The following is a 20,834-nucleotide window of genomic DNA, read 5'->3' on the forward strand; positions in this document are numbered from 1 at the left end:
TCAGTTTTACCGCCGCTACCGTTCCTTCCGGCCCGTTCGCGGCGACAGGAAGAACATTACATGACTGCCGCCGTCATGTGAAATCCATTGGCCGCACCCCTTGTGACCTGGGGAAATACCGGTTGTGGGCTGCCGACAACACAGAAGCCCCGGCCGTGTGGGCCGGGGCTTCGGTGATCGTGCGGAGGCGGAGGGATTTGAACCCTCGATGGGCTTTAAGACCCAAACCGCATTAGCAGTGCGGCGCCATAGACCGGACTAGGCGACGCCTCCAGACAACATCACCGTCTCGCGGGCGAGCGCGAGTGGCGCGTGCCGATGATGACACAGTTGAGCGCGCTGTCACCAATCGACCCCTACGGTACTAGGCGGGCAGGCCACAGAGCAAAGCCCTTACGGCGTAGTCCACCGGGCCGTCGCGCAACGTCCGGGCGGCCGGCGCGTTGGTCAGGTCATGTTCCAGGTGACCCGCACCCCCGCCGCCCGCCTCCTCGGCGCCGCCGCCCTGTCCGCCGCCGCCCTCGCCTCCGTCTGCGCCGCGCCCTCGGCCGCGGCCGCCGGTCCCGCCGCTCCGGAGGGTGACCACCTCACGGTCACCGTCCGCGACGCCGGCGCGGGCATGGACGGCACGTACGAGCTGTCCTGCCACCCGGCCGCCGGCGACCATCCCGACCCCGAGGGCGCCTGCGCCGTCGTCGAGGGCGACACCCGGTGGGGCCGGGACACCTTCGCGCCGGTGCCCGAGGGCACCGTCTGCACCATGCAGTACGGCGGCCCCGCCACCGCGCGCGTCACCGGCACGTGGGCCGGACGCCCCGTCGACGCGACGTACGACCGCCGCGACGGCTGCGAGATCTCCCGCTGGGACCGCATGGTGCCGCTGCTGCCCGACCTCGGGGGCGCGGCCCGGTCCTAGGGGCGGCGGACGGCGGCCGACGGGCACAGTCACACGTTCTACGTCACCTGATTCCTGCGAGGAGGTTCTGGCCTTCACGCCGAGGAAGCGAACACGCGTGCCTGAGATCGCTGATCGGGGTGGCGGTTGCGGGATTGGTGGGTGTGTGTGCGGTTGTCGTACGTATGGTCCTTTGCAGGGTTCGGGACGGCAGGATGTCCTGGCCACAGGCCGTGAGGGGGTGCGAGGTGGCGCAGGTGGGGGCGGGTGAGAAGGTCGGTCATGCCCGGTACACGTACCGGTTGCGGGTGTCGTCCGCGGCTCGTGCCCAGCTGGCGGCGGAGTGGGGCCGGTGTCGTTGGCTGTGGAACGAGTGCATCGCCAAGTCCAGGGCGGTGCACCTGCACAACAGGACGACCGGCGAGAAGGCCACGTGCGGCCCAGCCCAGCTCGACAGGATGCTGACCGAGGCCCGCGCCCGTACGCCGTGGCTGCGGGAGGGCTCGTCGGTACCCCAGCAGCAGATCATCCGCGACTTCGGCCGCTCCCGCGCCAAAGCCCAGCAGGGCATCATCAAGGGCCTGCCCGTGGGGCGCCGGGCCGGGATGCCGACGTGGAAGACCCGCCGCGAGGCGTTGGCGACCCTGAACTACACCCGGCGCGGTTTCCGGCTGAAGGACGGCCGGCTGCACCTGGCGGGCGGCATCGTTTTGAACGTGGTGCGGTCGCGGGAGCTGCCCGACGAGCCGTCCTCGGTACGCGTGTATCAGGACAGCCTCGGGCACTGGTACTGCTCCTTCGTCGTCCCCGCCCAGGTCCAGCCCCTGCCCACGACCGGCCGCGTCCTCGGTGTCGACTGGGGCGTGCGGGAGACGGCGACGACCACGTCCGACGCGCACGACCTGCCGCACCCCTCGCACGGTGGGAAGGCGAAGGAGAAGCTCACCCGGTACGACCGGATGATGGCCCGCCGCAGGACGAGGAAAGGGACGTCCGCGTCGAGGGGTTACCGGACGGCGAAGAGGCTGCGGGCGAAGGCGTTCAAGAAGGTCGCCCGGCAGCGTGCGGACACCGGCCGCAAGTGGGCCAAGAGAGTCGTCCGCGACCACGATGCCGTCGCGGTCGAGGACTTCCGGCCGAAGTTCCTGGCCCGGTCCACGATGGCCCGCAAGGCCGCGGACGCCGCCATCGGCGCCACCAAGGCCGCCCTGATCGAGATGGGACGCAAACACGGGCGGGACATCCGCCTGGTCCACCCCGCCTACACCACGATGGACTGCGCGCAGTGCGGAGCGAGAGCCAAGCACGCCCTGCCGCTGGGTGAACGCACTTACACTTGCACCGCCTGCGGAACCACAGCCCCCCGGGACAAGAACTCCGCACGCGTCATGCTCGTCCGGGCTGGTCTCAACCCGGCTGGTGCCGATGGTGGAAGACCTCCTGGAGCGCCGCTCCAGGAGGCAGCCTGAGCCAGGAATCCCCTCCCTTCAGGGAGGGGAGGATTCAATTCCTCGTGCGACCTCCGTCCCATCCCACGGCGCCCGAGGGGCCCCAACCCTTAGACTCCCTCGCGTGACACGCTGCGGGCCGATTGGCAAGATGGCCCAGGCGGTCGGCAAGTGCGGTAACAGGAGGGAAGCGTCTCGTGAGCAGCAGGCCATCCCGAGGCGCTGCTCGCCTCGCAGCCATACTGGACGCGCTGCCGGACGCGTTGGTCCTGGTCAACGCCAACGGCACCGTGGTCAACGCGAACACCATCGCGCTGGAGGCGTTCGAGACGCCGGGCACCGCGCTGGTCGGGCGGGGCCTGCTTGATCTGCTGCCGCAGTTCGACTCGCGGCTGATCCCGGGCTCCATGCGGCGCCCCGACCACATCGATCCGCGGGCGCGCACCAAGCCGACGCGGATGGTCGCGCGGCGCACCGACGGCTCCGAGTTCCCCGTCGAGGTCACCAGCGCCAACCTGGAGACCGGCCAGCAGGCCTACGACACCTACGGCTACACCGGCGACGAGCTGCTGATGCTCGTCGTCCGCGACCTCTCCGGCACCGTCGACACCGAGGCCGAGCTGGCCCGTTCGCAGCGGCAGACCGAGATGATCCTGCGGGCCGCCTCCGAGGGCGTCGTCGGCACCGACACCGACGGGCGGATCGTCCTCGTCAACCCGGCCGCCGCCCAGATCCTGGGCTACCGGGCCGGTGAACTCGGCGGGCGCGAGCTGCACACCCTGGTCCTGCACTCGCGCGCCGACGGCTCGCCCTTCCCGTACGACGAGTCCCCGCTCGCCGACACGCTGCGTTCCGGGCGCAAGCACCGGGTGCGCGGGCAGGTGGTGTTCGCCAAGAGCGGGGACCAGCTGCCGGTCGACCTGACGACCGCGCCCGTGCGCGACGGCGACCAGCTCGTCGGCGCCGTGATGACCTTCACCGACCGGCGCCCCTACGACGCCCTCGTCAAGGAGCACGAGGATGCGGAGCGGCGGCACGCCGAGGAACTGGAGCGGCTCGCCGAGGAGCACGCCGCCGAGCTGACCGGGCTGCGGCAGCGGCACGTCGCCGAGCTGGAGGAGCTGCGGGAGCAGCACGCGGAGGAGATCGCCGCGGACGCCGACCGCTACGCCGCCCTCGGTGAGCGGGAGAAGGACCGCTACGAGGCGATCGCCGGGCGGCACGAGCAGCTGCTCACCCTCCTCGGCGACTCACTGCGCGGGCCGCTGGACGAGCTGCGCCGGGAGCTGGCCGCGCTGGCCTCGGACGACGCCGGGCAGTTGTGGCCCGAGGCCAACCAGGTGCTGCACCACCTGTCGGCCGGCTACTCGCGCATCACCACCCTCATCGACAACGTCCTCGGCTACCAGCGCCTGGACGTGGGCAACGAACAGGTCGCCCGTACGAAGGTGATGCTCGACGCCGTCGTCGCCGCGGGTGTCGACGGGGCCGTGGAGCTGATCGGCCCGGGGCGGGTGCAGTTCGCCGTGCACGCGCCGCCCATCGAGGCCGAGGTCGATCCCCGGCTGCTGGCCACCGCGCTGGCCCACCTCGTCGCGGACGTCGCCGGTGTCGACGCCACCGGCAACTCGCCCGTGTCGGCGACGGGCGGCTACCTGGACAACACCGTCGTGGTCGCGGCGGCGCAGCGCGGCGAGGTCGTGCGCATCGAGGTACGCGGGCCGTACGCCGGGGGAGACCCGGTGCACGAGCCGATCGTGCGCGGGATCGTGCGGGCGCACGGTGGTGTGCTGCAGACGCACGACGTGCCGGGCATGAGCGGCAGTGCGTTCGTGCTGGAGGTGCCGATCGGCGGCGGGGCGGGCGCCGTCACCGCCCAGGGTGCCGAGCTCGCGCAGCTCGCCCCTGCCGTGCTGGACGCCCAGGCCGACTCGGCCGGTGGCGTGGGCGCACAGGGCACCGTGGCCGTTCGCGAACCTGCTCCCGGGGGCGGGCGGCGGCGGGCGCGCCGGGCCTCCGTCGACGCGTTCCTGGAGAGCGAGGTCGCCGGGGCGCCGGGCGGCGTCGGTGCCGGTGCCGGACCCGAGGCGGAGAACTCCGCACCGACCGGGCGGCGCAGGCGGCGTGCGGCCCAAGCCCAGGTCGAGGACCAGACCGGGGCCGGGGCTGAGACCAGCGCTCAGGTGCAGGGCCAGGGCCCGGGCGACGTACCGGCTCCGCTGCCCGTGCCCGCGCAGGCGGGGCCCGGCGCGGGTGCCGGGACCGGTGGTGGTACCGGGCGTCGGCGTGGTCGGCCCGCGGAGGGTTCGGGCGCCGAGGCCGCCGGGGTGCCCCAGGCAGCGCTCGGCGGGGTGTCCGAGGGTGCCGTTGTCATGGCCGGCGAGCACGGCGGAGGGGCCGCGGCGTCCAACACCGGCCTGGGCGGGACCGTACCGCCGCAGGGCGTGCCCGCGCCCACCGGACGCCTGGCCGGGCAGGACGGCGGTGAGCAGCACGCGCTGCCTCCGGCGCTGCCCGCGCAGGCCGGTGAGTCGGACCCGGCGGACCCGGCAGACCCGGCGAACACCGACCGGCCGACGGGGCGCCGACGCCGTGCCCTGGCCTCCGCCAACGAGCGCGCCGCGGCGCAGGAGGCCGCTCCGCGCCAGGTGTTCGCCCTGCCGCCCGCCGACGCGGACGCCGACGCCGACCGTCCTTCCGAGGGGGCGGCGGAGGCTCAGGGACAGGTTCAGGAACCGGGGCAGGTTCAGCCCGGTCGGGTCCGGGTGCCCGGACCCGCCGCTCCCGGTGACGCCGTGCCCGACGAGGGCCGTCACGACGCCGTACCGCACGACCAGTCCGAGGACCACACGCCGCCGCAGCCCCACCCGGCCGAGGCGCCCACGGGACGCCGCCGACGGGCCGGGGCCACCCGACCGGCCGACGAACCGGTGCCGGGCCAGGGCCAGCGCCAGTCGCAGACTGCGCCCGCACAGAGCATCCCGGCGCAAGGGGCGCCGCCGGTGCACGGAGCGCCGCCGGTGCATGGCGCCCCCGTGCCCGCCCCGGCCGCCGCCCGCGCCGAGGCACAGGCACCCCGGCCCGCCGAGTCCGGCGCCGACACCGGGCGCCCCGACACCGCGGGGCCCGCCGCCCCGGGACAGCCCGCACCCGCGCCGCAGCCGTGGCCCGCCGCCGCGGACACCCAGGGCGCCGGTACCCCCGTAGCGCCCGGCTCCCCCGTGCCGCCCGGCGCGGCGACCACGCCCGCGGCACCTCCTGCGCCGGGGGCGCCTGCCGCCCCTGCCGCCCCGCAGGGCGTTCCCGTCTCCACGCCGAGCCGGGGCACCCCGCTGCCGCCCGAGAACGCGCCCGCCCCTCGCGCGGCGCAGCCGCTGCCCGCCGAGGCTTCCGCGCCCGTCGACCCGAACTCGACGCAGGGACGGGCGATCAGCGTGCGGACCCTGGGCCAGGGAGTGCCGTTCAACCGGCAGGCGGTCCAGGTGCAGCAGCCGTCGGCCACCCCCGCCCCGCACCAGCCGGGCGGCGGCGGCCGGCGCCGCAAGCTGGGCACGCCGCCCGACCCGGCGGCCGGCGGGACGGCGCCGTCGGCCCGCCCGCACGCGCCCGCCGAGCAGCCGCCGGGCGCGCAGCCGAAGAAGCAGGCTCAGCCGCAGCCCCCGAGGCAGTCCCAGGATCAGCCGTCCCTGGCCGGTCAGGGACGGCTCGCGCCGGTCACCGAGGGCGCCGGACGGTCGTACGCCATAGGGGCGCCGGACCGGAACGCCGCCGAGGGACCCGAACCGCTGGACGGGCCCGGCGGTGCCGTCGAGGTGGCCGACCCGCCGCGCCCGCAGCCGATGGACGACGAGCTGCCGCCCGAGCCGCTGGACAATCCGCGTCGGCTGCTGGTGTGGCCCGCGCCGGACGTCTCCACGCAGCAGGCGCTCAGCGACCGCGGCTACCGGCCGGTGATCGTGAACTCGCGCGAGGAGGTCGACGCGCAGATCGCGGCGTTCCCGGCCGCGCTGTTCGTGGACCCGCTGACCGGGCCGATCACGCGTACGGCGCTCCAGTCGCTGCGGCAGGCGGCGGTGGCGGCCGAGGTGCCGGTGCTGGTCACGGCCGGGCTCGGACAGGCCTCGCGGGACGCCGCCTACGGTGCCGATCCGGCCGTCCTGCTGAAGGCGCTCGCGCCCCGGGACAGCGAGCAGCATCCGCCGCGCGTCCTGCTGATCGAGGAGCACGCGGAGATCGCGCTGGCGCTGACCTCGACGCTGGAGCGGCGTGGGATGCAGGTGGCGCGGGCGGCCGGCGACGCCGACGCGGTCACGCTGGCGGGGCAGTTCCGGCCGAACCTGGTCGTGATGGACCTGATGCGGGTGCAGCGGCGTCAGGAGGGGTCCGCCGGGATCGTCGACTGGCTGCGCGCCAACGGGCAGCTCAACCGCACCCCGCTGGTCGTCTACACCGCCGCCGTCGACCAGGACGACCTGCCGCGCCTCGCCTCCGGCGAGACGGTGCTGTTCCTGGCGGAGCGTTCCACCAGCGGCGAGGTGCAGTCCCGGATCGTCGAGCTGCTCTCACGGATCGGGACCAACTGACCAACTGACCGGCTGACCGACTGACCGGCTGACCGACTGACCGACTGACCGACTGACCGACTGATGGTGCCCTCGGCGATTCCGGCCGACGGCACCCTCCGCATCACGGGTCGAAGATGCGGCGGGCCGCCTTCTTGATCGAGTCACGCAGGCGGTCCGCGTCGTCGTCCTCGCCGCCGACCAGCATGCGTTTCATCTGCGGCACGACGACCGCCCAGTTGGCCATCGCGACCAGCAGGAACAGGAGGTCGGGCGCCGGGATGGCGTCGGTGACCACACCGCGCTCCTGGCCGTCCCGCAGGGCGGCGACCTTGCGGGCGTAGTGGGCCTGGCGTTCGGTCTCGTGGGGCAGCTCGGCGGTGTCGTCCTCCATGCCTTCCCAGAAGAGGAGGCGCAGCAGCTCGGGGTGGGCGGCGTGGTAGTCGAGGAGGCGGTCGATCCAGCCCTCGATGTCGTCCGGGTCGACGGGGACGGAGATCGCGAGGTCGAGCATCTTCTTCTCGAGGACGGACGCGAACAGCTCGCCCTTGTTGCCGTAGTAGGCGTAGATCAGCTGCTTGTTGGCCTTGGCCTCGGCCGCGATGCGGTCGATGCGCGCGCCGGCGATGCCGTGGCGGGCGAACTCCGCCACCGCCGCCTCGAAGATCCGGGCCTTGGTGGCCTCGGGGTCCCTTGCTGCCATGGGGCAAGGGTAGCGGGGCGGAACAGGTAACCAACTATTTGGTTGGCCCGCTCGGGAATGTGGGCCGGACTCCCGGAGTTATTTCCAACCAACCAGTTAGTTACAAGCGTGCGCCCGAAGGAGTCGCTCCCCCCATGCCGTCATCGCCGTCCACTCCCACCGCCAGGTCCACTCCCACGTCCACTCCCACGTCCATTCCCGGGTCCACTCCCACGTCCATTCCCGGGTCCACTCCCACGTCCATCTCCACCACCCCCTCCACCTCCACGCGGGCCGGGAACGGGCCGTCCGGCGCCGCCGCCCGGCTCTTCCTCCCCCTGATCGCCCTGTGCACCGCCGTGACGGCCGCCAACATCTACCTCGCGGCGCCGCTGCTCCCCCTCATCGCCCACGACATGGGCTCCACCCCGTCGGCGGTCGCCTGGCTCGCCTCGGTCGCGCAGCTGGGGTACGCGGCCGGCCTGCTCTTCTTCGCCCCGCTCGGGGACCGTGTGAACCGGCGCCGCCTGGTCGCCGCCCTCTCGCTGGTCGCCACCGCCGCCCTGCTCGCCGCCGCCGCGTCGGCCGGGACGGGCGCGCTCGCGGGCGCCGTCCTGGTCGCCTCGGCCGCGACCGTCGTACCGCAGCTGCTCGTCCCGCTGGTCGCCGAGCGCGCCCCGGCCGACCGCCGGGCCCGGCACGTCGCCGCCGTCATCGCGGGCCTGTTCACCGGCGTCGTCGCCGCCCGGGTGCTCGGCGGTCTCGCCGGGCAGGCCTTCGGCTGGCGGGCGGTGTTCGTGGGCGCCGCCGTCCTCACCGCCGTACTGGGGCTGGCGACCGCGTACATCCTGCCCGTGGAGCGGCGGCAGCGGCGGGGCCCGCTGTTCGCGGGGCTCGTCGCGATACCGGGCGTGGTGCGCCGCTCGCCCGACCTGTGGCGGGCGTGCGTGCGCCAGGCGGGGATGTACGGGGCCTGGAGCGCCCTGTGGACCTCGCTCGCGCTGCTGCTCACGGAGGACGAGGGGTACGGGATGACCACCGCCGCGGCCGGGCTGTTCGGCCTGTTCGGACTGGCGGCGAGCGTGGTCGCGCCGCTCGCCGGGGGTCTGGTCGACCGGTTCGGCGCCGCCAAGGTCGTACGGTCCGCGTACGTACTGGCCGCGCTCTCGGTGCCGCTGTTCTGGCTGGGCGGGCAGGTGATGGCGGCGCTGTGCGCGGCGGCCGTTCTGGTGCACGCCGCCCTGGTCGCCTCGCACGTCGCCAACCAGACCCTGGCCCTCACCACGACCTCGGCCCCGGCCACCGCCAACACGGCGTACGTCGTCGCCGGCTTCGCGGGCGGCGCGCTGGCCTCGGCCCTCGCGGGGCCCGCGTTCGGCCACTGGGGCTGGGGCGGCGTGTGCGCGGTGGCGGGGGCCTGGCTGGTGCTGGGGTGGGCGGCCACGGCCGTACGCGGTACGCGGTGAGGGCGGGCTGCGGACGTACGCCGGGCGGGGGCCGTGAGGGTCCGCGCCCGGCGGGGAGTACCGGCGGGGGTCAGAGCCGGGTGACGTCGAGACCGCCGTCGGCGTACTGCCTGCGCAGCACCTTCTTGTCGAACTTGCCGACGCTCGTCTTCGGCACCGTCTCGATGACCGTCCAGCGCTCCGGCAGCTGCCACTTGGCGATCTTGCCGTCCTCGGCGAGGAAGGTGCGCAGGGCGGCGAAGTCGGTGCTGGCGCCCTCCCTGAGGACGACGGTGGCCAGCGGGCGCTCGCCCCACTTGTCGTCCGGTACGGCGACGACGGCGGCCTCGGCGACGTCCGGATGGGCCATCAGCGCGTTCTCCAGCTCGACCGAGGAGATCCACTCGCCGCCGGACTTGATGACGTCCTTGGCCCGGTCGGTGAGGGTGAGGAAGCCGTCCGGGGAGATCGTGCCGACGTCGCCCGTCTTCAGCCAGCCGTCCTCGCTGAACTTGTCGTCGGGACGCAGCGGATCGGCCCCGGGGCCGTTGTAGTAGGCACCGGCGATCCAGTTGCCCCGCACCTCCAGCTCACCGGCGGACTCGCCGTCCCAGGGCAGGCGCTCGCCGCCGGGACCGGTGAGCCGGGCCTCCACACCGGCCGGGAAACGCCCCTGCGTGAGGCGGTAGGCGAACTCCTCCGGCGTCCCGACCACGTGGGCCGGCGGCCGGGCGATGGTGCCGAGCGGCGAGGTCTCCGTCATGCCCCAGGCGTGGCAGACCCGCATGCCGAGCGCGTCGAACGCCTCCATGAGGGAGGGCGGACAGGCCGAGCCGCCGATGGTGACCTGGGTGAGGGAGGAGACGTCGCGGGGCCTGGCCGTCAGCTCGGCGAGCAGGCCCTGCCAGATGGTGGGGACGGCGGCGGCGTGCGTCGGCCGCTCGCCCTCGATCATCGCGGCGAGGGGCGCGGGCTGGAGGAAGCGGTCCGGCATCAGCATGTTCACGCCGGTCATGAAGGTGGCGTGCGGCAGTCCCCAGGCGTTGACGTGGAACTGCGGGACCACGACCAGCGACGTGTCCTGGTCGGTCAGGCCCATCGACTGGGCCATGTTGACCTGCATGGAGTGCAGGTAGATGGAGCGGTGGCTGTAGACCACGCCCTTGGGGTCGCCGGTGGTGCCGGAGGTGTAGCACATGGCGGCCGCGGCCCGCTCGTCCAGCTCGGGCCAGTCGTAGGCGGTCGGCTTCCCGGCGATCAGGTCCTCGTACTCGTGCACCCGGACGGCGGCCCCGTCCAGCAGCGAGCGGTCGCCCGGCCCGGAGACGACGACGTGCTCGACCGTCTTCAGGTGCGGCAGCAGCGGGGCGAGCAGCGGCAGCAGCGAACCGTTGGCGAGCACGACACGGTCGGCGGCGTGGTTCACGATCCAGGCCAGCTGCTCCGGCGGGAGGCGGAGATTGAGGGTGTGGAGGACCGCGCCCATGGAGGGGATCGCGAAGTAGGCCTCGACGTGCTCGGCGTTGTTCCACATGAGGGTCGCCACGCGTTCGTCGTCGCCGACGGCGAGGTCCTCGCGCAGGGCGTGCGCCAGCTGGGCGGCACGGGCACCGATCTCGGCGAAGGAGCGGCGGTGCGGCTCGTCCTCACCGGTCCAGGTGGTCACCTGCGAGCTGCCGTGGATGGTCGACCCGTGGGTCAGGATCCTCGATATCAGCAGCGGTACGTCCTGCATCGTGCTCAGCACGGTGTCCTCCCGGGGCGACATTGCCTACGCGGCGGTAAGGGTTGCGCTGATTCTGCGCACATACCGCGCGGTATGTCACTAGTCCCGGGTGATCGATCAGTGGGCGGGGCCGAATACGCGATCCCACCGGGTGTTCACATACCGGTTCATTACCGCACGAACCCCAGCTCAGGGTCCTCGCGGAGCTTGCCGAGGGCCCGGGAGACGGCCGACTTCACGGTACCCACGGAAACTCCGAGCACTTCGGCCGTACGGGCCTCGCTGAGGTCCTCGTAGTACCTGAGGACGACCATCGCGCGCTGCCGGGCGGGCAGCTTCATGATCGCCCGCCACATCGCGTCGTGCAGGGCCTGCCGCTCCGCCGGGTCGTCGCCGCCGGACACGGGCTCCGGCTCGGGCAGCTCGTCGCAGGCGAACTCGTCGACCTTGCGCTTGCGCCACTGCGAGGTCCGGGTGTTCAGCAGCGCCCGGCGCACGTAGCCGTCCAGGGCGCGATGGTCCTCGATGCGCTCCCAGGCCACGTACGTCTTGGTGAGCGCGGTCTGCAGCAGGTCCTCCGCGTCGCTCGGGTTCGCGGTGAGCGACCGGGCGGTACGCAGCAGCACCGGCTGGCGTGCCTTCACGTACGACGAGAACGACGGGTACGGGAAGGTCTGCGTCCTTGCCGTGGCCGCGGCCGGTGCGGTGGCCCTCGCCGTGGCCGGCGCCATGGCTGTGGCGGCGTTCGAAGCGCTGGTGCAGACGGGTGTGGTCATGGCTCAACGCTATGAGCGAGGGGGCACCCGGCGGATCGGCCGCAGGTCCCGAAGCCGAGTCCGCCTCAGGTTGTAGGGGTGGTGTTGGCCCCACCTCCTGTAGGTGGAGTGGGGGAGGAGGGGTACTGCGGGTTGACCCCTGGGGGTTCGCACGAGGCGGAGATGAAGCGGACACGAAAACGTCCGGGCGACGGTACCGGAGTACCGTCGCCCGGACGCACTGCGACCCCATGAAGCACACCCGCAAGGACCCGAGGGGCCGGCGCGGCAGCGCACCCGCGCCGGCCCCTCAGCTCACCACCACAGCGGGGAGAAGGTGACGGCCACGTTGTCGTTGCCCTGGTTGATCGACGTGAAGGCGGAGCCGTCGACCTGCGCGGTGTTGCTCTGGTTCGAGGCCCCCGAGCCGACCGCCTGCTGCTGCGTGGTGGACGAGTTGCCGTTGTTGTCGTCGCCGACGCCGCTGCCGATGATGCCCGCGGAGGCGCTGGCGGCGGTCGCGTTCGATCCGTCGTCCGCGAAGGCGCCGTTGTCCGCCGTCGCCACCCCGCCGAAGAGAGCGGCGGCGAGCGGAAGGGCGGCGACGGCGGCGACGACACGGGCGGTACGGATGCTTGCCATGTTGTTCCTCCAGAACAAGTGCGCACCGGCTTCCAGCCGACAACGCGAGAAGTACGTGACCTAGGGCTTGTGCCAAGGCAGTTGGCCGACCGCCTCGACGCTGTGCACGACGTCGCGTGATCAGAATTGCCCACCGAATCCCCGGCGAACCACCCCGGAAGCCCTGATTCGCCCTCAAGCGTGAGGACAAGTCGATAAACCCCTTTGCTTCCCTTCCTCCCCACCCCGGGACAGCACGGACGACTCCACCTCAAGCCCCACAAGAGGTGAAGCGTTCCGCCACTTTCTCCCCACACCGCCCCCTCCCCGGCGTGTCGCACCCCCCACCCTTCCCTTTCTCGAACATACGTACGAACATAGACCCATGGCCACCACCGACCGGCGGGCCACGACACTGGCCCTCGCACACGCCCTGTCAGCCGCGGAACGCGGACTGGCCGTCATCCCGCTGGCCCGGACGAAGCTCCCGGCGCTGCGCTCCCCTCACCGCGACGCCCCGGCCTCCGAGCCCTTCGCCTGCCGCGGCGAGTGCGGCCGCTTCGGCCACGGTGTCCACGACGCCTCCACCGATCCGGACCGCGTCCGCGCACTGTTCGCCGCCGCCCCGTGGGCCACGGGCTACGGCATCGCCTGCGGCCTGCCGCCGCACCACCTGATCGGCGTCGACCTGGACACGAAGTCGGCGGTGGCGCAGACGGACTCCTCCACCGCCCTGCGCGAACTGGCCCTGCGCCACCTGTTCACGATCCCGCCCACGGTCGTCGTCCTCACCCCCAGCGGAGGCCGCCACCTCTGGCTGACCGGCCCGCCGGACCACGTCGTCCCCAACTCGGCCGGACGTCTCGCCCCCGGCATCGACATCCGGGGCGCCGGCGGCTACCTCGTCGGCCCCGGCTCCCGCACCCGCCACGGCGCCTACACGATCGCCCCCGGCACGTCCCACCTCAGGCCCGCACCCTGCCCGCCCGCGCTCCTGCGCCTGCTGCTCCCGCCCCCCGTACGGCGTGCCGACGGCGAATCGGCAGGCGACGGGCGCGGCCTCGTCCAGTTCGTCCTCGCCGCCCACGAGGGCCAGCGCAACACCCGCCTCTTCTGGGCGGCCTGCCGCGCCTACGAGAACGGCGTCGGCGCGGCCCTCCTCGCCCCCTTGCTGGACGCCGCCCGGGCCACCGGCCTGACCGAACGCGAGGCCCGCGCCACGATCGCGTCGGCGGCCCGCATGACGGGCCGGCACCCCTGACGGCAACGACCCGGCGGAACCGGCCGGAACGACCCGTCTGAAACCGCCCAGTGGGCGCGGCCCGGCGGCACCCGGCCGGACGGAAACCGAGCACCCACCCCTGCGCAGCGCCCCACTCCCCACTCCCCACTCCCCACTCCGCACTCCGCACTCCGCACTCCGCACTCCGCACTCCACGCACCCTCACCGGCACGCAACCGAAAGACCCCGATGCACGACCGCCCCAGAGTGCCGACCCTGTCGCTGACCCGGATCGTCCTGTCCGGCGGCCGCAGCGTCGAGCTGACCGAACTGCGCCTGACCCCGACCTACGGCGACATGCCGGCGAGCTACCCGTGCCGCCCCGTGAACGACCTGCGCATCCGGGCACTCCTGCACACCGCCGCCGGAATGTCCCCCACCGTGCCGGTACACCTGATCCCGCCGCCGCGCGAGTACCCGGACCAGTACGCGGGCGCCCTCGGCCCCGTCGAGACGCTCCCGCGCGTGGCCTGCGTCGGCCGTTTCTCCTCCATGCCCCTGGCCCCGGCCAAGGACCCCGTCGCCCACCGCTCCGGCCTGACCGTCATCTGGTTCCAGCCGACGACCCGAGTCCCGGACCCGTACGACACCGACCCCGCCCTGCGGGAGGTCGACTGGACGTCCTTGGCACAGGACTACGAGCTGGAAGGCCTCCCGTACGGCCCCTGAGCCCCCGGCCGTCCGCTCCCACTCTCCCCCGTCCCCTTTCCCGCCCCCGTCTCGTCCTTCTCCCACGGCCGGACCCCCAGCTCGCCGGTGGTGCCGAGGTCGAGGTGCGGGGCGACCATCACCGGGTCGGAACCGGCCTCGGCCCGGACCCTGACGTAGGGCACGGTCACCGCCTCGCCGAACTCGGTGGTGTTGCGCCAGGCCAGCCCCGACACGGCGGACTCACCGGGCCGCAGCGTCACCGGCCGCGGCGGCCCCTCGCCCCCGCCCGCCATCGGGATGCCGTCGGTACCGCGCAGGATCTCGATGCCCTCCACCGGCTGGTGCTCGGCGTCCAGCAACTGGAGCGCCGGATAACCCTCCAGGGAGTACGGCCGGCTCCCGCAGTTCTCCAGGTGCAGCCCCACGACACGCAGTCCCATCGCCGCGTCGCCCTGGTCGGCGGTCAGCCGCAGCCCGGACGCCGGACAGGAACTCGCGGGCGCCGGCGCCTCGTCGGAGGGCACCCGCTCCACGTCGAGAATCCGCACCCGCCCGGCGTCGAGCACCTCGCCGCCCGGGTACCCACCGTGCTCGAGCGTCCTTCGCACGGTCTTCCCCGCCCCCACGGAGGCCACCGTCTCCCTGACGTTCGACATCGCCCGGCCCTGCTCGTCCATCAGGGAGAAGGTGACGGTGTACGTGAAGGGCTCATCCTCCGGGTTGGTCACGTCGTACTGCACGGCACACGGCCCGGCCGCTCCCCCAACCCCCTGCAGACTGTCCGCCGTGACCGACACCCCGGGCCTCCGACTCGCCGGCCCACTGGGAGACGCACTCGCCCCGGCACCGGCCCGCTCCACGGTCCCGACGACCCGGACCCCGTCCCGCTCGGCACCGGCGCCGACCGCACCGCCCGAAGCCCCGTCGGCGGTGGCACCGCCCGCACACGGCCCCTTCGTCTCCCCGCCACCTCCTGCCGCGGAGCCGGCGGTCTGAGTACCGCAGCCACCCAACACAAGACCGGCCACAAGAACACCGGAGACCGCCAACGCCGTGCGGAACGGGGGAATTCGCATCGCCCCACCCCACCAGCCCCGCCCCACCCCGGCCGTGGCGGAAGCCACACCTCCGGTCACAGCCCTGTCACAACCGGAACGACAACGGCCCCTGACCACAACGCCTGGTCAGGGGCCGTCAAACGCCGCGGTGGGTGTGGGATTTGAACCCACGGTGACTTGCGCCACCACGTTTTTCAAGACCATTCGGGGGTTGGGCCCGTTCTCCACTCTGCCGCAGTTCAGAGGCGGGTCTGCTACTCGTCCAGGCCGTCGGCCTCGCCGTCGTGCCCGATACGTGCCCCTGCCCCCGGTTCGTACCTCTCGCTGTACTCGCCGCATTTACCTGAAGGCAAACGCTCCAGCCATAGCAGTTCCGATGAGCGGATCGCCGGCGTCAGCAGGCTGATACCCCACGAAACGGCGCGTCTTTCCACCGCCTGACACTCACCCAACGATATCCGGATGACCCGGACAACCCGGTGCTCGTGGCCGTCGACCGGCATCTTCAGCCTGTGCGGTTCATTGTCAACCTGCGGGCCACTGCATACGGAGTGGCTTCCTGGTCTGAGGGCGTCTCTGGCGAGGCGGTAGGACCGTCGCGGCCCAATCCGGACACCGTCGAGAGCTGGGGTTACATACGGGTAGGGAGCGCAGCGGAACCGTCGTCCTCGTCTCCATGACCCCCGAGCCACGAGTCCACTGCCTCGGCCAACTGGTCCTCGTGACCGGCGACCGGCCGAGCGTAGTGCCGCGTGGTAACGCTGGCATTCGAGTGGCCGAGCCGGTGCGCGGCGGTCATCACGCCGTACTGGTCTCCCCTACAGATGCTGAACTCATGTCACTCATGCATATGAGTGACATGAAGAAGTGCATCGTTCCTGTACACGGGCCAACCACACGAAGCAACGCCGCCGCCCCTACACTCCGTATCCGTAGCCGGAGTAGCCGTGCGCGAAGACGGCCGCCTCCTGGCGATCTGTCGAGCCGACAACGAGACAAGCATGCACGTCGAGGTCGAGGAACTCACCGGCGTCTACAGGAACGCCACCCGAGGCATCGTTACCCTAGTCTTTCGCTGCAAGCCCTCCGGCGGCACCGAAACGCACCTCTAGTGAGCCCACAGCCGCCTCCTGGGTGACAGCCGATGAGGCCAGCGACCGCATGCCCGAGTTCTACGCGATCCGCCCCCTGGATGCATTGGACGGCAACGGCGCCCACGTACGAAGCCACGGCAGCAAGCATCAACCGAGACAAGACACAAGCAGCTCATCTCAGCGGGATTAGACTTTCCCTACTTCATCAAGGCCCGCGCACGGCGCGGGCATGCGCCGCCTCTACGGCGCGGCACGCTCGGCGGCTGCGGGCGTGAAGTGGGGAGACCCCTCTGTGGCTAGGACAGTCGGTTCCACGGCTTAAGCAGCCACTTTGGGGCGAGCTCTGAGATCTCGGCACCAACGTCGCGCTTCAACTGGCAGGTCCACAGACTGCCCGACTCGCCATCAGCTTACGAGGCCGAGATCACTCGCTCCGCGACTGCTCCAGCCCAAAGCCGCTCCGCCGACCTGATCCAGAGAACCAGCGCCCGGAACTTTATTCAACCAAATAGCCCTTTTGTGTCGCGGAATTCAGGACTTGAGTAGAGATGTCATCCATCATTTTGATGATTTCAACCCTCACATCCTCCCAGTCGGTAAGTCTGATGTAATCCTCCTCGCCGTGCGCAATCCTATTTCTCGCCGCGAGCAATTGCTCATCAATCAGGTCTCGATAGGGCGTATAGCGAGAGAAATCACATCCCACGGAACATAGAATGTCGCACAGTCGCTCATAGTTGAGATTCGAAAAAGTTCGGACCGCGTCCCGACTTGTTGGAATCTTGGCGCGAGACGATGAGTCTTCACGAATATCGCGAACCAAAGTCGCATGTATAACCGATCTGTTCGTGGCCTCAAACTCCTCAAATCTTGCCCTCATCGCCAAAGCTGCTAGCTCAGGCCGCAACTGCAAGTAGCTCAATTTGAGGGAAGCGAGATAGCACAGATAGGCATGCGCACAGTTCTTCACAAACCCTTCCCAGTGTGCGTAAAGAAGAGCAATGGAAGCACGTAGAAGTGCTGGGCGCACTCCAGATTCGGCCTTTTCTACCTGCCCTTTGAAAACGCTAAGCTCTTTCTTCCTCCAACTGAGATCCGCTGAAATGAAGTCGTGAAGATGCTCCGTCGTGCGGATTTTCATTTGAGTGACCTCAAGGGCGGAAGAAGTCCTTGGCTGCCGGGATCGTTACAGGAATCCGCGTGGTCCCCCGCACACCGCCGCGAGCCTGAGAGCGGAAAAATTGCTCCGACCACATTTCCTCAACTCGCTCACGGAGCGTATCTGCCCGCTGTCCTTCCTGCACTCGGGCCCACGCATCTAGGTTGCTCGCGACACCAACCGAAACGGCCTCGAAAGCCGAAACCGAGAAACCCCCGAGGAACCTTCCCTTTGAGCTGTCATAGCGCCTGAAACTATCAGCTTCCAGGGACGCACCCAGAAGATCGAAGGTGTCACGAAATACCTTCCCCCAACTAGTCCTATCGAAGCTTTTATCCCCAGCCAACCCAAGCATTTTTTCTGTCAGGAATAGATCGACACTATCCATGTCCCGAAGCTCCTGAGGCGCGCTCGTCACCAAACTCAAGAAGCGACACGCGAGCTCAACGTCATATTGCTCTTCGGCGGCTCGACTAGAAATTAGGGCACAGGAAGTAAAACCTGGGTCATTCCGCAATCCATCAACCCAAAGGAAGAACTCACGATTCTTCATAATCAGTTGACAGTTTCTAACCTCTTGGGCCGAGGCAACTTCACCGCCCGAATTTAGCCGGTCAAAGAGCTCGTACTTGGCTTTCTCGTCACTCTCTGGCAGTAGAATCTTGAAGTCCAGCTTGCTCCTTTTAAAGGAGATCCTCTGGCCAGGTGTCAGACTGTCATCCTCTGCTGTACCCTCAAAGCTCATATCCTCTAGAGCGGGAAGGTAATGAGTTCCGTGGAGTCGGCTCGCCGACTCCAACTCTCCTTTCTCTTCATCCCTCAACTCGCCCATAAATTCAAGAATCGTTGACAACCGTTGAAGGCCATCAATCACCTCCCAAACTCCATCATGCCTCTGCATGACAAAGATCGACGGAAGAGGAATTCCGAGTAGGATACTCTCAATCAGACGCGACTTCTTCGCTGGAGACCAACGGAAAAGTCGCTGAAATTCTGGGCGAATCACCAATTCGCGATCTCGATACAAGTTCACGATTTCGCCAATGGACATTGCGTAGGCATCCGCTTTGACTGTCGAACGACCAGCCTCGATCTCGTCCTGCAGGGTCATGTCACGCTCACTCCAGCTCGGGTAGTCCACGACTTCGGTCATCATTCCACCTCACACTGGGGGAAGACACGGTGTCAGCGCTCTTTCCCTCGACAGAGCCTGCAGTTGACTTGCTCGGAGAACCACAAACAGCCGAGTAGCAGGTGAGATTCACTCCCGCCCAAGGTCGAGCAGCCGGCCAAGTTACTTCGGGACGAAGAGGTCGTGCCCCTCGGGTGGCCACAGTTGCGGAAGGCACCCGGGACGTCCTGGGGCCGTCCGAGGTCAGCCGACGTCGACAGAAGCCCACGGCATCTGAACTGGTCAGAGCCGTGGTCTTCGTCAGGTCCGCTGGTCAGCGGGAGCGGTGACTAGTAGACGGACTAGTGGACTAGATTTTCCATATGCCTGAGCAGCCGCCCTACCTCCGCATCGCCGACGAGCTACGGCAGCGGATCGCGGAGCATGTGTGGGAACTGGGGGACCGGCTGCCCTCCCGCGCGCAGATCGGCCAGGAGTGGGGCGTAGGCGAGAACGTCGTCCGCAGGGCGCAAGAGCTGCTGATCTCCCAGGGCGTCTTGGAAGGCCGAGCCGGTTCGGGTACTTACGTCGCCGAGCCCCGGCAACGCGTTCGCGTGGTGCGGTCGTCCGCGCGTGAGCAGCCCGAAGGGCCGCCGTTCCGGGCAGACATGAAGGCCGTTGGCAGGCAGGGTGACTGGGAGAGCAGGACGGACGCCAAGGTGTCGGCCCCGGCGGAGATCGCCACCCGGCTCGGTATCGCCGAGGGCGAGCTGTGTGTCAGGACCGCGTACGAGTTCCTGGCCGACGGCAGGCCCGTGCAACTCTCGACCAGTTGGGAGCCGTACGACCTCACCGCCGGCACTCTCGTCGTCCTCCCCGAGGGAGGGCCGCACGCCGGGGCTGGCGTCGTGAACCGGATGGCCGCCATCGGGATCACCGTCAGCCATGCCGTGGAGCAGCCCGAGCCCAGGCAGGCGACCGCCGAGGAGGCGTCACTCCTTGGCATTCAGAAGGCCGCCCTCGTCACGCACATCCGACTGACGTACTACTGCGATCAGGGACGGCCGGTCGAGACGGCGGACATCGTGGTGCCCGCCGCGCACTGCGAGATCGTCTACGAGATCCCCATCAACCGATAGTCCCGATTCGGAGCGTGCCAGCGTATGACCGACGCCATGTCCTGTCCCAACTGCTCGCAGGGGCTGAAGTCAGGTGGGCTGGTCTTGTCCGGGCGGGACGACGGTGATCGGGCATGCCGGTCGCTGTGGAGGTGTGCCGATGGGCACGCGTGGTGGAAGTGGGCGGACCGGCCCGACGATGCTTTGGAGATCTGCCCCGAGCCACGGTTGTTCCGATGACCCGGCACTCACGCGCGCGACGACATACGAGGCTGCAACAGCCCCGACTGAGCCTTCAATTCATAGCGAGCACCAGACCGGGAGCCGTGCCCCCGCGTGCCCCATCCGTGCCCGATCGGTCGGGAAATCGCGGGAAACGGCGGTGATCGGCGGGTAGCGCGCACGACGACGGCCCCCGACCGTAACGCCTGGTCAGGGGCCGTCAACAACTGCGGTGGGTGTGGGATTTGAACCCACGGTGACATCGCTGCCACGACGGTTTTCAAGACCGTTCCCTTAGGCCGCTCGGGCAACCCACCTCATCCCCGCCCTACCTGGGGCGGAGCGGGTACAGCCTACCGGCACCGTCCGGCGGGCGGGGCTCACGTGGGGTGGGGAGGGCGGGCCGCGGCCCAGGCTGCCTCGATCATCGGGAAGATCTCGTCGAGGGCGGCCTCGGGATCGGGGGCCTCGCGGGACAGCGAGTAGGCGTCGATCACGAACCGCGCGAGGGTGCGGGCGGCGGTTTCGCTCCGGGTGAGGGTGGGGTCGGCGGTGATGGCCGTGGCCAGGGCTTCCGCGTGACGCAGGCGGACCGATTCGTCGTACTTCCGCAGGGCGGGGGACGCGTCGATCATGCGCCAGATCGGGGCCGCGCTGTCCGCGGTGCAGTGCCGGACCAGGGCCAGGATCTCGTGGCGCAGAGCGGGGATCAGGGGCGCTTGCGGCTGCCGGTCGGTGACCGCTCTCGTGAGGCGGTGCTCGAAGTCCTCGTCCTGCTCGAAGACCAGGGCCTCTTTCGAGGCGAAGTGGGAGAAGAGCGTCGTGACGGCCACGTCGGCCTCGGCGGCCACGTCACGGATGCCCACCGCGTCGTATCCGCGTTCCAGGAAGAGCCGCAGCGCGGTGTCGGCGATCTTCTGGCGGGTCGCGGCCTTCTTGCGCTCGCGGCGGCCCGCCTGCTGCACGGTCATGATGCGCAGGCTAGCAGGTAGGAAAGAGTAACCG

The 20,834-nt window shown here is 70.3% G+C and carries 15 protein-coding genes, 2 tRNA genes and 2 pseudogenes; 8 read left to right on the forward strand and 11 right to left on the reverse strand.

The features are described from left to right. Positions 1 to 182: 182 nt before the first annotated feature. Positions 183 to 273, reverse strand: a tRNA-Ser gene (locus ACZ7MF_RS26410). A gap of 181 nt (positions 274 to 454) precedes the next feature. Here ACZ7MF_RS26410 and ACZ7MF_RS26415 point away from each other — a divergent pair. From ACZ7MF_RS26415 to ACZ7MF_RS26425, 3 genes are all read left to right on the forward strand, one after another. Continuing rightward, the gene (locus tag ACZ7MF_RS26415) at positions 455 to 916 is read left to right on the forward strand and encodes an SSI family serine proteinase inhibitor (protein ID WP_471480290.1); all 462 of its coding nucleotides are present in this window, start codon (positions 455 to 457) and stop codon (positions 914 to 916) included. A gap of 194 nt (positions 917 to 1,110) precedes the next feature. Further along, positions 1,111 to 2,364 (forward strand): RNA-guided endonuclease InsQ/TnpB family protein, encoded by a 1,254-nt coding sequence (locus ACZ7MF_RS26420; RefSeq protein WP_471480292.1) that lies wholly within the window; start codon positions 1,111 to 1,113, stop codon positions 2,362 to 2,364. A 176-nt stretch (positions 2,365 to 2,540) separates the two neighbouring features. Continuing rightward, entirely contained in the window at positions 2,541 to 6,926 is a 4,386-nt protein-coding gene (locus tag ACZ7MF_RS26425) for a hybrid sensor histidine kinase/response regulator (protein WP_471480294.1), read from the forward strand. Positions 6,927 to 7,029: 103 nt separating this feature from the next. On the opposite strand, the gene ACZ7MF_RS26430 is transcribed toward ACZ7MF_RS26425, so the two are convergent. Next, positions 7,030 to 7,608 carry a TetR/AcrR family transcriptional regulator gene (locus ACZ7MF_RS26430; RefSeq protein ID WP_471480296.1) on the reverse strand — a complete coding sequence of 193 codons (579 nt, stop codon included), beginning with the start codon at positions 7,606 to 7,608 and terminating at the stop codon, positions 7,030 to 7,032. A 134-nt stretch (positions 7,609 to 7,742) separates the two neighbouring features. Between ACZ7MF_RS26430 and ACZ7MF_RS26435 the strand changes: the two genes are divergently transcribed. Further along, positions 7,743 to 9,053 (forward strand): MFS transporter, encoded by a 1,311-nt coding sequence (locus ACZ7MF_RS26435; RefSeq protein ID WP_471480298.1) that lies wholly within the window; start codon positions 7,743 to 7,745, stop codon positions 9,051 to 9,053. 70 nt (positions 9,054 to 9,123) lie between these two features. Here ACZ7MF_RS26435 and ACZ7MF_RS26440 read toward each other — a convergent pair whose 3' ends face one another. The 3 genes from ACZ7MF_RS26440 to ACZ7MF_RS26450 all read right to left on the reverse strand — a co-directional run bounded on the left by ACZ7MF_RS26440 (position 9,124) and on the right by ACZ7MF_RS26450 (position 12,155). Then, entirely contained in the window at positions 9,124 to 10,800 is a 1,677-nt protein-coding gene (locus ACZ7MF_RS26440; protein WP_471480300.1) for a long-chain fatty acid--CoA ligase, read from the reverse strand. A gap of 128 nt (positions 10,801 to 10,928) precedes the next feature. After that, positions 10,929 to 11,534, reverse strand: a complete 606-nt coding sequence (locus tag ACZ7MF_RS26445) for a SigE family RNA polymerase sigma factor (RefSeq protein WP_471480302.1) — start codon at positions 11,532 to 11,534, stop codon at positions 10,929 to 10,931. A 294-nt stretch (positions 11,535 to 11,828) separates the two neighbouring features. Continuing rightward, the gene (locus ACZ7MF_RS26450) at positions 11,829 to 12,155 is read right to left on the reverse strand and encodes a hypothetical protein (protein WP_115743170.1); all 327 of its coding nucleotides are present in this window, start codon (positions 12,153 to 12,155) and stop codon (positions 11,829 to 11,831) included. A gap of 364 nt (positions 12,156 to 12,519) precedes the next feature. Here ACZ7MF_RS26450 and ACZ7MF_RS26455 point away from each other — a divergent pair, with 364 nt between their 5' ends. After that, positions 12,520 to 13,395 carry a bifunctional DNA primase/polymerase gene (locus ACZ7MF_RS26455; protein ID WP_471480305.1) on the forward strand — a complete coding sequence of 292 codons (876 nt, stop codon included), beginning with the start codon at positions 12,520 to 12,522 and terminating at the stop codon, positions 13,393 to 13,395. 210 nt (positions 13,396 to 13,605) lie between these two features. Further along, positions 13,606 to 14,085, forward strand: a complete 480-nt coding sequence (locus tag ACZ7MF_RS26460; protein ID WP_471480307.1) for a hypothetical protein — start codon at positions 13,606 to 13,608, stop codon at positions 14,083 to 14,085. Here the strand turns inward: ACZ7MF_RS26460 and ACZ7MF_RS26465 are convergent. Both ACZ7MF_RS26465 and ACZ7MF_RS26470 read right to left on the reverse strand, forming a co-directional pair. After that, complete coding sequence (locus tag ACZ7MF_RS26465; protein WP_471480309.1) at positions 14,052 to 14,795, reverse strand: DUF4232 domain-containing protein; 744 nt, start codon at positions 14,793 to 14,795, stop codon at positions 14,052 to 14,054. The two genes, ACZ7MF_RS26460 and ACZ7MF_RS26465, sit on opposite strands and share 34 nt — an antisense overlap. A 961-nt stretch (positions 14,796 to 15,756) precedes the next feature. After that, positions 15,757 to 15,939: pseudogene (locus ACZ7MF_RS26470) on the reverse strand (tyrosine-type recombinase/integrase); the annotation flags it as partial. A gap of 133 nt (positions 15,940 to 16,072) precedes the next feature. Here ACZ7MF_RS26470 and ACZ7MF_RS26475 point away from each other — a divergent pair. After that, positions 16,073 to 16,409, forward strand: a pseudogene (locus ACZ7MF_RS26475) (NUDIX hydrolase). A gap of 306 nt (positions 16,410 to 16,715) precedes the next feature. On the opposite strand, the gene ACZ7MF_RS26480 reads toward ACZ7MF_RS26475, so the two are convergent. Then, the gene (locus ACZ7MF_RS26480; protein WP_471480311.1) at positions 16,716 to 17,360 is read right to left on the reverse strand and encodes an MAE_28990/MAE_18760 family HEPN-like nuclease; all 645 of its coding nucleotides are present in this window, start codon (positions 17,358 to 17,360) and stop codon (positions 16,716 to 16,718) included. A 10-nt stretch (positions 17,361 to 17,370) separates the two neighbouring features. Next, positions 17,371 to 18,489: a GmrSD restriction endonuclease domain-containing protein gene (locus ACZ7MF_RS26485; protein WP_471480313.1), complete on the reverse strand. Its 1,119-nt coding sequence runs from the start codon at positions 18,487 to 18,489 to the stop codon at positions 17,371 to 17,373. Between the two features lie 383 nt (positions 18,490 to 18,872). Here ACZ7MF_RS26485 and ACZ7MF_RS26490 point away from each other — a divergent pair, with 383 nt between their 5' ends. Continuing rightward, positions 18,873 to 19,628, forward strand: coding sequence for a GntR family transcriptional regulator (locus tag ACZ7MF_RS26490; RefSeq protein WP_471480315.1), 756 nt, complete (start codon positions 18,873 to 18,875; stop codon positions 19,626 to 19,628). 431 nt (positions 19,629 to 20,059) lie between these two features. Here the strand turns inward: ACZ7MF_RS26490 and ACZ7MF_RS26495 are convergent. Both ACZ7MF_RS26495 and ACZ7MF_RS26500 read right to left on the reverse strand, forming a co-directional pair. After that, positions 20,060 to 20,146, reverse strand: a tRNA-Ser gene (locus ACZ7MF_RS26495). 63 nt (positions 20,147 to 20,209) lie between these two features. After that, positions 20,210 to 20,800 carry a TetR/AcrR family transcriptional regulator gene (locus ACZ7MF_RS26500; RefSeq protein ID WP_471480317.1) on the reverse strand — a complete coding sequence of 197 codons (591 nt, stop codon included), beginning with the start codon at positions 20,798 to 20,800 and terminating at the stop codon, positions 20,210 to 20,212. Between the last annotated feature and the right edge of the window lie 34 nt (positions 20,801 to 20,834).

It is taken from the genome of Streptomyces sp. NPDC111628, assembly GCF_055635195.1.

Bases quoted from the DNA above. Each gene is read 5' to 3' on its own strand.
- ACZ7MF_RS26485 (WP_471480313.1), bottom strand. From the start codon at position 18,489: ATGACCCTGCAGGACGAGATCGAGGCTGGTCGTTCGACAGTCAAAGCG.
- ACZ7MF_RS26445 (WP_471480302.1), bottom strand. From the start codon at position 11,534: ATGACCACACCCGTCTGCACCAGCGCTTCGAACGCCGCCACAGCCATG.
- ACZ7MF_RS26440 (WP_471480300.1), bottom strand. From the start codon at position 10,800: ATGTCGCCCCGGGAGGACACCGTGCTGAGCACGATGCAGGACGTACCG.
- ACZ7MF_RS26435 (WP_471480298.1), top strand. From the start codon at position 7,743: ATGCCGTCATCGCCGTCCACTCCCACCGCCAGGTCCACTCCCACGTCC.
- ACZ7MF_RS26450 (WP_115743170.1), bottom strand. From the start codon at position 12,155: ATGGCAAGCATCCGTACCGCCCGTGTCGTCGCCGCCGTCGCCGCCCTT.
- ACZ7MF_RS26500 (WP_471480317.1), bottom strand. From the start codon at position 20,800: ATGACCGTGCAGCAGGCGGGCCGCCGCGAGCGCAAGAAGGCCGCGACC.
- ACZ7MF_RS26480 (WP_471480311.1), bottom strand. From the start codon at position 17,360: ATGAAAATCCGCACGACGGAGCATCTTCACGACTTCATTTCAGCGGAT.
- ACZ7MF_RS26490 (WP_471480315.1), top strand. From the start codon at position 18,873: ATGCCTGAGCAGCCGCCCTACCTCCGCATCGCCGACGAGCTACGGCAG.
- ACZ7MF_RS26415 (WP_471480290.1), top strand. From the start codon at position 455: ATGTTCCAGGTGACCCGCACCCCCGCCGCCCGCCTCCTCGGCGCCGCC.
- ACZ7MF_RS26460 (WP_471480307.1), top strand. From the start codon at position 13,606: ATGCACGACCGCCCCAGAGTGCCGACCCTGTCGCTGACCCGGATCGTC.
- ACZ7MF_RS26430 (WP_471480296.1), bottom strand. From the start codon at position 7,608: ATGGCAGCAAGGGACCCCGAGGCCACCAAGGCCCGGATCTTCGAGGCG.
- ACZ7MF_RS26455 (WP_471480305.1), top strand. From the start codon at position 12,520: ATGGCCACCACCGACCGGCGGGCCACGACACTGGCCCTCGCACACGCC.
- ACZ7MF_RS26420 (WP_471480292.1), top strand. From the start codon at position 1,111: ATGTCCTGGCCACAGGCCGTGAGGGGGTGCGAGGTGGCGCAGGTGGGG.